This is a genomic window from Flagellimonas sp. 389 (assembly GCF_018449435.1).
Lineage (GTDB): Bacteria > Bacteroidota > Bacteroidia > Flavobacteriales > Flavobacteriaceae > Flagellimonas.
Genome location: NZ_JAHCMU010000021.1, coordinates 1 through 13167 on the forward strand (window position 1 = coordinate 1; position 13167 = coordinate 13167).

Consider the following 13167-nt stretch of genomic DNA (forward strand, 5'->3'; position numbering starts at 1 on the left):
ACGGCGATGAGGACACCGCGGGGACAGATCCCTACAACGCGGACTCCGATGGCGACGGCATAAACGACGATACCGATACAAGTCCTTCCGACCCTTGCCTGCCGGCTCAGTCAGCGGGATATACAGGATACGACAGCACCAATGCCACATGGGCGGCGGCGGACTGCGACGGGGACAACGAGACCAACGGCGATGAGGACACCGCGGGGACAGATCCCTACAACGCGGACTCCGATGGCGACGGCATAAACGACGATACCGATACAAGTCCAAGCGACCCTTGCCTGCCGGCACAGTCAGCGGGATATACCGGGTACGACAGTGCCAATGCCACATGGGCGGCGGCCGACTGTGACGGCGACGGCACCGACAACGGCACCGAGGACACCAATGGCACGGACCCCTATGATGCGGACTCCGATGGCGACGGTATCAACGACGATACCGATACAAGTCCAAGCGACCCTTGTCTGCCGGCACAGTCAGCGGGATATACAGGATACGACAGCACCAATGCCACATGGGCGGTGGCGGACTGCGATGGTGATGGAAATCCAAATGGAACGGATCCCAATCCATATGCAGCCATATCCAATGATGATGTCGTCAATGCCAATGTGGGAATCATAAGTACCATAGATGTACTGGACAACGATGACTTTCCAGTTGGGAGCACAATTACGAATTTAGGTACAGGAACCGCTTCTGGTGCCATTACGGTGAACCAGGCATCGGGAGAAATCACATACATCCCGCTTGCAGGAGAGAACTCAAGTACGGTCACCATCGACTACCAGGTATGCAATGGTCCGGTATGCGAAACAGCCTCAATATTGATCTCGGTCCTTGATTGTGTCGATAGTGATGGTGATAATATCTGTGATTCCTTGGATACTGCCCCCAACGATCCTTGTATTCCCGATACCGACCCCAATTGGCGACCGGTTCCCTCCAGCGATTGTGACGGGGATGGTCTCACGTTCAACGAAGAAAGCAATATTGGGACCGACCCGACAACCGCCGATACCGATGGCGATGGAATTGACGATGGACAAGAGGTCAATATAGACAATACGGACCCATTGGATACCTGTGATTCCATCGGGGGCACTCCATCGGACCCCTCCAATTGTGATAGGGACTCGGACGGTCTCACCAATGACGAGGAAAATATGCTCGGGACCGATCCCTATGTGGCCGATACCGACGGTGACGGCATCATGGACGGCCAAGAGGTTTTGGACAATACCGACCCATTGGATGATTGTGACTCGGATAATGGAGTTCCTCTTGCAACGAGCGATTGCGACGGGGACGGACTGACAGCGGGCCAAGAGGAATCTTTGGGTACCGATGACCGGATTTCCGATACGGACGGGGACGGAATTTCAGATGGCCAGGAAGTCGAGGACGGTACCGATCCCCTGGATGCTTGTAGTTCACAGGGAGGAAGCCCTCCTGAAAGTGCGTCTTGCGATATCTCCATCGAAAGCGATCTGATAGATCTTAATTCCGGTAATGTCTTCCGGATCGTGAATATTGAATCCTTTCCCGACAATACCGTCAAGATATACAACCGATGGGGAGTGTCGGTTTTCGAGACAATGGGGTATGATAACAATGGGAACGCCTTCCATGGATTATCGAACGGTAGGGCGACATTAAAAAAGAGTGATGAGCTTCCGGCGGGTGTATACTTTTATGTAATCAGCTATGTGAGTGGGGACCGCACCCTTTCTAAAAATGGATATCTGTATATAAATAGATGATGACAAAGCCACCGTATTTCCAAAATATGAAAAACCTGATTGTACTATCATTTATTCTGTTAATTTCCACTACAGGTGTAGTGGCCCAACAGGATGCCCAATATACGCAGTACATGTACAATACCATTTCCATAAACCCGGCATATGCCGGCTCGAGGGGGGTGCTGAGTATTGCGGCACTCCATCGTTCCCAGTGGGTGGGTTTGGACGGAGCACCGACAACCCAGACCCTTAACGTGCATTCGCCCGTTTCGGAGCGAGTAGGATTGGGCCTGTCCATAGTAAACGACGAAATCGGGAATGGTACCAATCAAGACACCTATTTTGATGCCCATTTCTCTTACACAGTCCCCTTGTCCCCGATGGAAAACTTGTCCTTTGGGATAAAAGCGGGCGGACATTTGCTCAATATCGATTTTAACAGATTGAGAAACTACGATCCTTCTTTGACCCCTGCTGGCCAAGCCAACATAGACCGAAGGTTCTCCCCCAATTTCGGGGCTGGCGTCTACTATCATACCGAAAAGTTCTATGCTGGAGTTTCAGTACCCAACTTCCTGCAGACCGAACATTTTGACAACTCCGGTGAAAGCAGCTCGTTTTTGGCCAGGGAACGGATGAACTGGTACCTTATTTCGGGATATGTATTTGACCTAAATATCGATTGGAAATTTAAGCCTGCGGTGCTGTTCAAAGCGGTACAAGGGGCACCGATACAGGCCGACCTTTCCGCAAACTTTTTATATAGAGAAAAATTCTCTTTCGGTCTGGCTTATCGGTGGAGTGCCGCCATCAGTGCTTTGGCCGGCATACAACTAACGGAGAAACTGATGCTCGGACTGGCCTATGACCGCGAAGTGACGGAACTTGGCGGTTCACGCTTCAATGACGGTTCCTTTGAGGTATTTCTTCGTTATGAGATCTTTTCTTTGAAAAACCAAGTATTGGATCCTCGGTTCTTTTAAGGAAAATACAAAGCATCATTCCATATTTTCCGACCTGGACCACTGACTGCTCCACCCATATTCTGTCCAATCAAGATAACAAAATGTCATGGAATTATTGTAGGGGTCAAGCCTATTCCAGATGATAAATCCACAAGGCTCTTTGCTCCGATATCAATTCATCGTCGCCTTTAAAGGTTTTGCTCAAATCACCTTCATCAAAAGGGAAAAATACCCCATAATCGCCAAAAACCAAATCCTTGGCGATTTTAAATGGAAAATCAAAAATATTCCCATAGATTAAAGGGTGTCCCCGATTACACGATGGCCCCGGGTTCGTTAAAAGGCCATTTTCTTGGAAGTAATCATCCAAAGCTAGTCCATCACTCTTGTCGTAACTTATTTTGGCCCTCCTTTTGAGATTATCTAAATAAAATGGGCAATTGAAATACCCAAAAATATCGTTACCAGCTTGGACAGGTTGAACTTATGGCCTTCACCTGTTTCAAATAAAATAGTTGTAGAAATATGTAAGAAGACACCAATAACCAAAGCATTAACGATATCCAAATATTTTGTGGCCAATATCGTACTATTGGATATAAAGGTGCCCAAAGGGGTCATTACCGCAAATACGATCAGGAAACCAGCAATTTGAACTTTGCTATAGTTGGACCGGAATAAAAATGTGGTCAACAATGCCGCTACAGGAACCTTATGAATCAATACACCATACATCATGTCATTATGTTCGTGTATCGGGAACCCTTCCAAAAAGCTATGGATACAAAGACCGATGAAAAGCAACCATGGAAACCCTTTGTCTTTACTATGTACATTATCATGGCCATGCTCGGCCCCTCCAGAGAAAAATTCCAAAACTATTTGCAACAAAATACCCAACATTATAAAAAGTCCGGTCTGGTCGGCCTCTAAATGATGGTACACCTCTGGCAATAGATCAAAAAGTGTTAATGCCAAAAGAAATGCACCACTAAATGACAATAAGAGCTTTGTGCCTATAGATTTTTGTTTTTTGGTGATAATGGCAATGACTATACCAATGAAAATGGCAATGACCGGGAGTAAATACTTGTTCATGGGAATACTACTTAAAGTTTTAATCGAACGTTATGACGATATGATTTTTGTAATTAAAAGAGTGTCAAAAAAGATTCTTTTTAAAATCTTTTTCGACACATCGATTTTGTAGTTGCTTTGAATTTCCAATGCGAAAAGTATTAGGGACGCAGTGCCACTTTAAGTGTTCCCGATGTCCGGTCGCGCATTAAATCATATCCCTTCACTGCCTCCGACAATGGCAAAATATCGGTAAAGATCTTACTAGGGTCAATAATGCCCCTTTCAACTATTGGAAGTAATTTTTTCATATAGGCCGCTACGTTTACAACACCTGTGTGTATTGTTATGTTCCTAAACAATGCTGATGAATACGGCTGCTCGACTTGTTCATAAAGATGGCCAAACCCAAGAACGCTTATCGATGCTCCGGCTTGGGTCATTTCCATACCTTGTGCGATTGCTGTCTTGTTACCGACCGAATCGATAACAGAGTTTGCACCCCTTCCCTCAGTCAGTGACTTCACGAAAGCCACAGGGTCTTCATTTTTAGAGTTCACCACATGGGTTGCCCCAATGGTTTTTGCCAATTCCAATCGACTATCGTGACGCCCAACAAGGATAATGGTAGAGGGGCCAAATAATGTAGCGGCCATTACCGCACTTAGGCCTACAGCACCATCACCGATGACCACTACGGTCTCACCTGTTTTGATATTTGCGTTCAATGCCCCGTGATAACCGGTGGCAAAATTGTCCCCCAATGGAAGAACCTTGGTATCATATTCATCCCCGGTCAAACCTTTTGGAAGCTTGAACAGTGTGGAATTACCGTAAGGAACACGTATAAATTCAGCCTGTCCTCCTTGAATATCATCACCTCCGTGCTGTGCAAAAAGCGGTGTCCCAAATAATCCTCCATGGTCGCATGCCGAAGGTAGGTCACGTTTACAATAGTAACAATCCCCGTCCACGAACATGGCGGAGGCTATAACGCGGTCACCGACTTTCAAGGTATGGATGTCCTTACCTACCTGGTCTACGACACCCACAAATTCATGACCAATTCGCATCCCTTCAAATAGGACCATTTCTGGACCGTTTTGGGTGAATTCGAGATCCGCTCCGCAAATACCAGCAAGTGTGATACGTACGATTACGTCATCATCTTTTAATAATTGAGGTTTTGGTATATCCACGACCTCGATTTCTGCTCTTTCTTTATAAACTACTGCTTTCATAATTACTTATTTATTTTGTTTTTGCTGTGATCAGATTTTAAAAGAAAGCCCGAACGTGATCAAGCATCTTTCGGGCCTTCCTGTTGATATCAAATTGTTTCATGTATTAGTTGCGTGAATGCGAATCATAAACCTTTCCACTGATTTTCCATTTCCCGTCCTTTTTGTAAAGGACAAAGAAGTCGGTAAAACGGAATCCGCCCCAGTCGTAGAATTCAACTTTGGCCGCTGCAGCCGGTCCTGAAATATCGATCCATGCAATATGGTGCCCGACATTCTCGGAAGGCCCGCCTTCATCGACAATACCTTCAAACTGATCCGCGGTCACATTATATACTTCCCCGTCCACTGATCCCACAACATGGGCATGGGCATAGAATGCCGAACGGCTTAATTTGCCATCGCCTGTCTTGGCACTCTCTATGTAAGGCTGTAGGGCCTTTGCCACCTCCTTGTACGCATCAAAGCTCTGTTTTTCCTGCACTGTTCCCTTTTGTGCAAATGTGTTAAGGGCAATAAGGGAAAATACCACTATACTTAAGGTTCTCATCTGAATTTAGTTTTATGGATTAATTGTTTGCGTGCGAATCGTACACCTTTCCACTAATTCTCCATTTCCCGTTCTCCTTGTAAAGGACAAAGAAATCGGTGAACCTTAGCCCGGCCCAATCGATGAACTCTACCTTGGCCGCAGCTGCCGGCCCTGATATATCTATCCAGGCGATGCAGCTTTGTACTTCAGCGGATGGCCCACCCTCGTTTACCACTGCCTCAAATTCATCAGCCGTCTGGTTGTATAGTGTTCCGCCCACTGACCCAAGGATATGGGCATGGTCAAAGAATGCCGAACGGCTCAACTTTCCGTCACCTGTCCTGGCACTCTCGATGTAGGGCTGCAAAGCCTTTTCAACTTCCTTGTATTCATTGAAGCTTTGAACTTCATCTGCCTTTGTTTCTTTTGTCAATTCTGTAACTGTTTCCATTTTTCTTATTATTTATTGTTGTATTAATATTTACTATTTGAACTTTCGTTTAAAAGATGTTTTAAACCCTTAGTGCACTATCACCGTAATGAGTGTGATTTTTCTTTTTTTATGATTTATCAGTTTTTAAGGACTATCCGAAAGCGTGCTTTGCCCGCCTCCAGGTGCTGCATCGCCTCATTTACTTTTTCCATGGGAAACTCTTCCACCGTGGGGTAGATTTCATGCCTTGCACAGAACTCTAGCATTGTTTTGGTCAACTCGGGACTTCCAACGGTACTGCCGCCTACCGTTTTATCTCCAGCAATTAAACTAAAGGCCGGAATTTCCATGGGTTCCAATACCGCTCCAACGGTATGTAGTTTTCCTTTTTTTGAAAGTGCCGATAGATAGGCATTCCAATCCAGGTTGACATTTGTGGTATTCAGGATAAGTTTGAGTTTCCCCTGTACCGCTTCCAATTCTTTTGGATCTCTGGAGTTGATTACCTTGGACGCCCCCATGGCCAGGATTTCTTCTTTTTTATCTGGATTAGAAGAAAAGGCGATTACCTCACATCCCCAGGCTTTCAAGAACTTAAGGGCCAAGTGCCCAAGTCCTCCGATACCGATTACCCCAACAGCATCGGTAGGCTGTACACCTGCAATAACTATCGGGTTGAATACTGTGGCGCCACCACAGAACAATGGGCCTACCTTGCTCGAATCCATTCCTTTGGGAATTGGGATTGCCCATGACCAATGTCCACGAACATGGTCTGCAAACCCGCCGTGTCTGCCCACTATGGTCTGTTCTGCGGTATCACACATATTGTGGTCCCCGCCCATACAACTGGAGCAGCTCATACAGGAGCCTGAAAACCAGCCCATGCCCACTGTTTGCCCCACTTTCACGTTTTTTACTGAACTTCCTATAGCAATGACCTCACCCACTATTTCGTGACCAGGCACCAGGGGATATTCGGTCATGCCCCATTCGTTGTTCATCATGCTCAGGTCCGAATGGCAAACCCCGCAATGGGTAACTTTGATATCGACGTCTTCCGCCCCGATTTCACCTAGTTCATAGGTGTACGGTGTCAATTTTCCATTGGGCTCTTGAACTGCGTATGCATTTACTTTCATCTAATTCTATATTATTTATGATTGTATTTCTATTTATTATTAGAACGTTCGTATATTAAATATCAAAAAAAAATCAGCACTCGATCATTTTCGTCATAAAGGATTTGAACAGCCGGTATGACTCATCTTTTCCAGCAGCCTTCATGCGTGTCATCACGCCCTGTCTACTTGTTAAAAAGAATACGGCCATTTCTGAAGCTTTAAAATCTTTGGAAAAAGCTCCGTTCTCTTGGCCTTCCAAGAAAAAACGCTCAAATATGTCCTGCCATTTTTTGTAATTGCCATCGGCCACCTTCTGGATGAACTCGTTCTGTCCGGCTATCTCACTGGTGAGGGTACCGACCATACATCCTTCCTTGCATGCCGTGGACTCCAATCGCTCCAATTCCTCATTGAAAACGGTTTCCAATCTCGTTTTATGCGGTGCATCACTTTCCAGTAACCTCAAAGTAAAGTAAGCGGCTACCTTGTCCCCATAATGTTCAAGTACTTTGGCGGCAAAGTCTTCCTTGCTCTTGAAATAGTAGTAAAATGAACCACTTGGAATCTCGGCGTTTTCCAAGAATTCCCTAAGTCCAAGATTGTGGTACCCTTTCTGGCTCAAAACTTTTACCCCGGTCTCCAAGGCCCTATGTATATTCTCTTTTTTCATTTTAATATTCGAACAGTCGTATACAAATCTATGCGCTTACAAAAGAAATAAAAAAATGTTTGTTTTTTTTCCCATTTGCAACTTTTCATATTCAAGGGTTGTCCGTAATGGCATGGATAAAAACACGACAGAAGTCGGTAGCTATCTCAAAAAAACACATATATATGATTAACTATCAAAGGTTTACTTTAATGCCTCGTTGAAAAGGGTTATTGTAGAGGCTTAGATAAACTTATGTGGTTTTTAGGAAAAAGTTAAAAAAAATTAGGAACAAAAAAAAATTGAAATGAAAGTATTGGTAATAGGATCAACGGGCAGGGTCGGCCGTTTGTTGACCGAAAAGTTACTTGAACAGGGCCATACCGTTGTGGGGACTTCAAGAGGGGAAGAAAGACTGTTTGAATCGGATAATTATAACCAGATCAACCTGAACCTGCTCGACGATACAAAGGACATCGTGAACACGATTCCCAAGGATGTAGGGGCGGTTTATTTTGTGTCGGGCTCACGTGGCAAGGATTTGTTTCAGGTAGACCTGCACGGTGCCATTAAGACCATGCAGGCCGCCGAAGAACTCAACATACCCCGCTATATTTTATTGAGCACCCTTTTTGCGCTCGATACTTCCAAATGGCACATTGGCGATATTGACCAGCTTAGGGATTATTATGTTTCGAAACATTATGCTGACCAATGGTTGACCAAGAACACTGGGTTGAACTATTCCATATTGCAGCCCGGAAACTTAAAAGAGGTTCCAGGTACTGGCAGGATCGATACCAACGTGGAAGAAATGGGCGACAATTCCATTACGGATGTGGCAGATACCTTGGCCGAGCTATTGGAAGCTCCATCCTCGTACAAAAAAGTGATTACGATGCACAGCGGGAAAACACCTATAGCACAGGCCATCGGAGAACTGTAACGTTCATCTATCCTATCGGTCCTTTATCCCCCAAGAGGATATCCAAAGTAAAAGGGAATATTGAGAAAAAGGTCGAGTTGATGGCTACTTTTAAGAAGCAACAAGTAACGGGGTGACGGTATCCGATAAAGGAAGATTATACGAGACCATTCCCCACTTCTACCTAAATGATCCCGCCAAAAATTGTGAAGTAATAATCTCTTCTCTCCAATTAACAATTATCAATAACATTTAATTGGAATTTGATTGAAAACAATAAGAGGTTAAATATAACATGCCAAAGTCTATTTAATTTTGAAATATTTGGGTAAAGTTAAGGTTGTTGGAATTTAATAGGGCTTCTGAATTCTTCGAAGGCCCTATCTTTATTGCTCTGTTTCTATTACTTTGTTCGAATTGAAGACCCCCTGAATAAAGTCAGTTTAACATTGGTAATATCCTATCATCTATTATTTATTAACTTATTGTATATCAATTATTTGAAAAATATCTTTCATTTAAAAATCATATATTTTTATGAAAATAAAAAAGGCTTCAGAGATGAAAACACCCTAAAGCCTTTTGTTTGCTAAGCTCTTCCTCTTGGGCTCGAACCAAGTACCCTCTGATTAATAGAAGTCAGATTTTATTAATTAATTAGTTCAATACAAATTATAAATAATTGATTATAAATAATTTAATATTAATTAAACTGAATTACATTCGTTTTATATCAAAGAAGTATGTGCAAATTATGTGCAATTTTTTATATACTTTTAAAGTATGAGAACAAGCTTAAGTTTAACCTTGGATACAAGACGGGAACGAAAAGACAGTTCATTTCCAATTATCATAAGGGTTGGTCATTTTCAAAGAACCACCTCTATATCCACCGGCCAATCTGTTCCAAAAATGTATTGGGACAATTCAAAAAAGCAAGTTAGAAAGTCTTATAAGGGTGCTATTTCGGTTTCTTTTCTAAACAATCTCCTAAAAGCGGAATTGGCAAGGGCTCAAGAAATTGTTAATCGGCTCCATTATAATGGCGAGCTGGATTTCTTGTCCATAAAACAGTTAAGGGAAAAAATAATTAAGCAATCAAAGTATGAGTCATTTTTTGAATTTGGCACGTCCAAAGTTAAAGATCTAAGAACTGCTCAGCGTTTTGGTACTGCTAGAAATTACGAGGGAGTATTAAATATTCTGAAAGTCTTCCTCAAGGGAAGGGATTTAAAATTTAATGAAATAAACCATGATTTTTTGAAGCGTTTTGAAAACTACCATCTTTCAAAACCAAACAATACTCAAAATGGGCTCGCTTCCTATATGCGTACCATAAAAGCAATCTATAATAGGGGAATAAAAGATGGCATTGTTGACAGAGAGTCATATCCCTTTTATAACTATCAAATTAAGACTACACCCACAGAAAAGAGAGCTATTAAATTAGAATACATTAAGAGAATTCTTGAACTTGACCTTAACGAAGAGCATGAACTTTTTCATTACAGGAATTATTTTCTATTATCATATATGACAATGGGCATGTCATTTATCGACATAGCCTTTCTAAAAAAAAGTAACATCATTGATGAACGGATTAAGTTCCAACGCAAAAAAACCTCTAAGAGGTATGACATCAAAATAACTGCTCAGATGATGTCCATACTTAAATATTACATTGAGGGAAAGAAAAGTACTGAGTTTATTCTACCAATATTAAAAAGGGATAGCCTTGAACTTCAGTACAAGGATGCTCAGTGGGCCTTAAAGAGATATAACAAAGGCTTAAAGGCAATAGCCCAGCTTTGCGGTATTGAAGAACGTTTGACCTCATATGTTTCCAGACATAGTTTTGCCACCCACGCCATGCTCAAAAACATTCCTCTTCCTGCAATATCTTCAATGTTAGGTCACAGTAAATTATCCACTACACAAGTTTATTTAAAATCACTCCCTAATGAGATTCTTGATGCTTACCATGAGGAGCTTGTCATAAATTAAATTTCTTTTGTTCGTATACGAAAGATATCATTCTTGGGGTATACCAAACTGATAATGAAAGGTGATTGTCCCATTTCTTACCTTAAAACTTTGTGCATGGATCCTGTTTTGATTTTATAGCGTTCCGACAGATAAGCGTTGAGTAAAATCAAAATAGGGCACATCTACAATGCCATTAATATCTTCTTATGAAGTCAGGGTGAACTTAAATTTTTCCCTCTTCAAATAGCAACAAACAACATCAAATTTTATTTGAAGGAAAAAGTCCATGAAATGGAAACAAATTGAAGTAAATAATATTTTTTACAGTAAAAAAAACCAGTGTTTACTGGGCTTCCCGAACTTTTTACAGTAAAAAGTCTTCTTTGTCAAATTTTACAACTATATAATTTATTGAAAATCAAATAGTTAAAAATTGTAACATCGCTTTAGCGTGTTACCCTCTTGCTTTACATTCTTCGTCCTGCAAGCAGGACAAAAAATGCAAACATCGAGTATTTTCCGCATCAATCATATTCATCTAAAACACTTCACATATTATTGATTTCTATGACTTGAAAAATATAGTCTTATAACGATTACGAATGAAGTCATTTGATATTAATCGAAGCCAAATTCTTCAAAGAATAGAGCATGAGCATCTAACAAACTGCCTTATGAATAATCAACTTTTGAAAATATTAATATGAAAAAGTTTGAGGATTGATTTTTTTACTAAGTTTACTTTAAGTAAATGAGTCCAACTAATCGGACGCATTGCCTTTTGTTTTGAAAACTTTTTTCAAGTTCGGGCCAATGGGGATAAGGAAGTCTACCCAAGAAGCCGTCTTAGGGATAGGACACCGAATAATAGGGCTGACTTCCGAAATGTTTTCTTCTTATCGTAAGTTGTATTTACGAATCTTTGGTTCTACACCTGACCGGTTTTTTGTATTCCGTATTTGAGTATGGATTGTTAGCTCAGTCCTTAAATACTCTTTTACAAACACAAAATGCAGATGAAGACCAAATACATCGATTTGATCGAACAGACTTTTGATTTTCCACAAGAGGAGTTTCAACTTGTGGAGAACAACTTACATTTTCATGGAATTGACCTTATGACATTAATTCGCCGTTATGGGTCACCACTTAAGTTTACCTATCTTCCCAAGATTTCAAAAAACATACAGCGTGCCAAAAAGTGGTTTGCCGCAGCTATGGACAAACATGGTTACGGAGGTAAATACTATTATAGCTATTGTACAAAAAGCTCACATTTTGAGCATGTTCTGAATGAAGCCCTCAAGAACAATATCCATATTGAGACTTCCTCAACCTTCGATATTGATATTGTGGAACACCTAAAAGCTGAGGGCAAGATTTCAGATTCTACTTATGTGCTATGTAATGGCTTCAAAAGGGATGAATATGTTGGAAAAATTGCCCGTCTCATAAACAATGGCCACAAAAACTGCATTCCCATCATCGACAATTATGAAGAACTCGATTTACTTGGAAATGATATTCATGGAAATTTCAAGGTAGGTATCCGGATTGCTTCTGAAGAAGAACCCAAGTTTGAGTTTTATACTTCAAGATTGGGCATAGGATACAAGAACATAGTTCCTTTTTATGAAAATGCAATTAGGGAGAATCCTCAGGTCGAGCTAAAAATGCTACACTTTTTCATTAATACTGGGATTAGAGATACGGCCTATTATTGGAATGAACTTTTAAAGTGTCTAAAAGTTTACATCAACCTAAAGAAGATATGCCCAACGCTCGATAGCTTAAACATCGGCGGAGGATTTCCCATAAAAAACTCCTTGGCTTTTGACTACGATTACGAGTATATAGTTGATGAAATCATTAACCAGGTAAACCAGGCGTGTACAGAAGCCAACGTAGCTGTTCCAGATATTTTCACGGAATTTGGAAGTTTTACTGTAGGGGAAAGTGGTGGTGCGATTTATGAGATTTTATATCAAAAACAGCAGAACGATCGGGAGAAATGGAATATGATCAACTCCTCGTTTATTACCACCATGCCTGATTCTTGGGCCATCAACAAGCGTTTCATTATGCTAGCTATTAATAGGTGGAACGAAGAATACGAAAGGGTTTTATTGGGAGGACTTACCTGTGATAGTGACGATTATTACAACTCGGAACAACACTTGAACGCCATCTATTTGCCAAAATTCAAAAAGGACAGGCCCCTATATGTCGGCTTTTTCAATACCGGAGCGTATCAGGAATCCATTGGTGGATTTGGTGGACTTCAGCATTGCTTGATTCCACAGCCTAAGCACATATTGATAGATAGAGATTCTGAAGGAAATCTAAACACCCGTGTTTTTGCAGAACAACAAACCGCTGGTGATTTTTTATCAATCCTCGGCTATAATAAACCTAAAGTTGTTCAATCAAAAAATATGAGGAAAAAACCAATGGTTAATCGACCATTGGCAATCAAATAAGAAT

At 41.7% G+C, this 13167-nt stretch carries 12 protein-coding genes; 5 read left to right on the forward strand and 7 right to left on the reverse strand.

The window, feature by feature from the left end; translation table 11 throughout:
* Positions 1–527 precede the first annotated feature (527 nt).
* The gene (locus tag KIM67_RS16490) at positions 528–1769 is read left to right on the forward strand and encodes a gliding motility-associated C-terminal domain-containing protein (RefSeq protein WP_213832658.1); all 1242 of its coding nucleotides are present in this window, start codon (positions 528–530) and stop codon (positions 1767–1769) included.
* A 26-nt stretch (positions 1770–1795) separates the two neighbouring features.
* A complete protein-coding gene (locus tag KIM67_RS16495) occupies positions 1796–2734 on the forward strand; it encodes a type IX secretion system membrane protein PorP/SprF (protein ID WP_213832659.1) in 939 nt (312 codons plus the stop codon).
* 112 nt (positions 2735–2846) lie between these two features.
* Here the strand turns inward: KIM67_RS16495 and KIM67_RS16500 are convergent, their stop codons facing one another.
* The 7 genes from KIM67_RS16500 to KIM67_RS16530 form a co-directional block, all read right to left on the reverse strand.
* Positions 2847–3086 carry a hypothetical protein gene (locus KIM67_RS16500; RefSeq protein ID WP_213832660.1) on the reverse strand — a complete coding sequence of 80 codons (240 nt, stop codon included), beginning with the start codon at positions 3084–3086 and terminating at the stop codon, positions 2847–2849.
* A gap of 53 nt (positions 3087–3139) precedes the next feature.
* The gene (locus KIM67_RS16505; protein ID WP_213832661.1) at positions 3140–3814 is read right to left on the reverse strand and encodes a ZIP family metal transporter; all 675 of its coding nucleotides are present in this window, start codon (positions 3812–3814) and stop codon (positions 3140–3142) included.
* Between the two features lie 140 nt (positions 3815–3954).
* Positions 3955–5034 carry a zinc-binding dehydrogenase gene (locus tag KIM67_RS16510; protein ID WP_213832662.1) on the reverse strand — a complete coding sequence of 360 codons (1080 nt, stop codon included), beginning with the start codon at positions 5032–5034 and terminating at the stop codon, positions 3955–3957.
* A gap of 106 nt (positions 5035–5140) precedes the next feature.
* Entirely contained in the window at positions 5141–5584 is a 444-nt protein-coding gene (locus KIM67_RS16515) for a nuclear transport factor 2 family protein (protein ID WP_213832663.1), read from the reverse strand.
* A gap of 19 nt (positions 5585–5603) precedes the next feature.
* The gene (locus KIM67_RS16520) at positions 5604–6017 is read right to left on the reverse strand and encodes a nuclear transport factor 2 family protein (protein WP_213832664.1); all 414 of its coding nucleotides are present in this window, start codon (positions 6015–6017) and stop codon (positions 5604–5606) included.
* 119 nt (positions 6018–6136) lie between these two features.
* Entirely contained in the window at positions 6137–7141 is a 1005-nt protein-coding gene (locus KIM67_RS16525) for an NAD(P)-dependent alcohol dehydrogenase (protein ID WP_213832665.1), read from the reverse strand.
* Between the two features lie 73 nt (positions 7142–7214).
* Positions 7215–7793 carry a TetR/AcrR family transcriptional regulator gene (locus tag KIM67_RS16530; protein ID WP_213832666.1) on the reverse strand — a complete coding sequence of 193 codons (579 nt, stop codon included), beginning with the start codon at positions 7791–7793 and terminating at the stop codon, positions 7215–7217.
* Between the two features lie 286 nt (positions 7794–8079).
* Between KIM67_RS16530 and KIM67_RS16535 the strand changes: the two genes are divergently transcribed.
* From KIM67_RS16535 to KIM67_RS16545, 3 genes are all read left to right on the forward strand, one after another.
* A complete protein-coding gene (locus KIM67_RS16535) occupies positions 8080–8718 on the forward strand; it encodes an NAD(P)H-binding protein (protein ID WP_213832667.1) in 639 nt (212 codons plus the stop codon).
* Positions 8719–9480: 762 nt separating this feature from the next.
* On the forward strand, positions 9481–10701 hold the full coding sequence (locus tag KIM67_RS16540) for a site-specific integrase (RefSeq protein WP_213832668.1): 1221 nt from the start codon (positions 9481–9483) through the stop codon (positions 10699–10701).
* 998 nt (positions 10702–11699) lie between these two features.
* Positions 11700–13163: an arginine decarboxylase gene (locus tag KIM67_RS16545; RefSeq protein WP_213832669.1), complete on the forward strand. Its 1464-nt coding sequence runs from the start codon at positions 11700–11702 to the stop codon at positions 13161–13163.
* Positions 13164–13167 lie beyond the last annotated feature (4 nt).

Coding starts and splice junctions, on each gene's coding strand:
- KIM67_RS16495 (WP_213832659.1), top strand. CDS start 1,796: ATGAAAAACCTGATTGTACTATCATTTATTCTGTTAATTTCCACTACA.
- KIM67_RS16505 (WP_213832661.1), bottom strand. CDS start 3,814: ATGAACAAGTATTTACTCCCGGTCATTGCCATTTTCATTGGTATAGTC.
- KIM67_RS16510 (WP_213832662.1), bottom strand. CDS start 5,034: ATGAAAGCAGTAGTTTATAAAGAAAGAGCAGAAATCGAGGTCGTGGAT.
- KIM67_RS16515 (WP_213832663.1), bottom strand. CDS start 5,584: ATGAGAACCTTAAGTATAGTGGTATTTTCCCTTATTGCCCTTAACACA.
- KIM67_RS16520 (WP_213832664.1), bottom strand. CDS start 6,017: ATGGAAACAGTTACAGAATTGACAAAAGAAACAAAGGCAGATGAAGTT.
- KIM67_RS16525 (WP_213832665.1), bottom strand. CDS start 7,141: ATGAAAGTAAATGCATACGCAGTTCAAGAGCCCAATGGAAAATTGACA.
- KIM67_RS16530 (WP_213832666.1), bottom strand. CDS start 7,793: ATGAAAAAAGAGAATATACATAGGGCCTTGGAGACCGGGGTAAAAGTT.
- KIM67_RS16535 (WP_213832667.1), top strand. CDS start 8,080: ATGAAAGTATTGGTAATAGGATCAACGGGCAGGGTCGGCCGTTTGTTG.
- KIM67_RS16540 (WP_213832668.1), top strand. CDS start 9,481: ATGAGAACAAGCTTAAGTTTAACCTTGGATACAAGACGGGAACGAAAA.
- KIM67_RS16545 (WP_213832669.1), top strand. CDS start 11,700: ATGAAGACCAAATACATCGATTTGATCGAACAGACTTTTGATTTTCCA.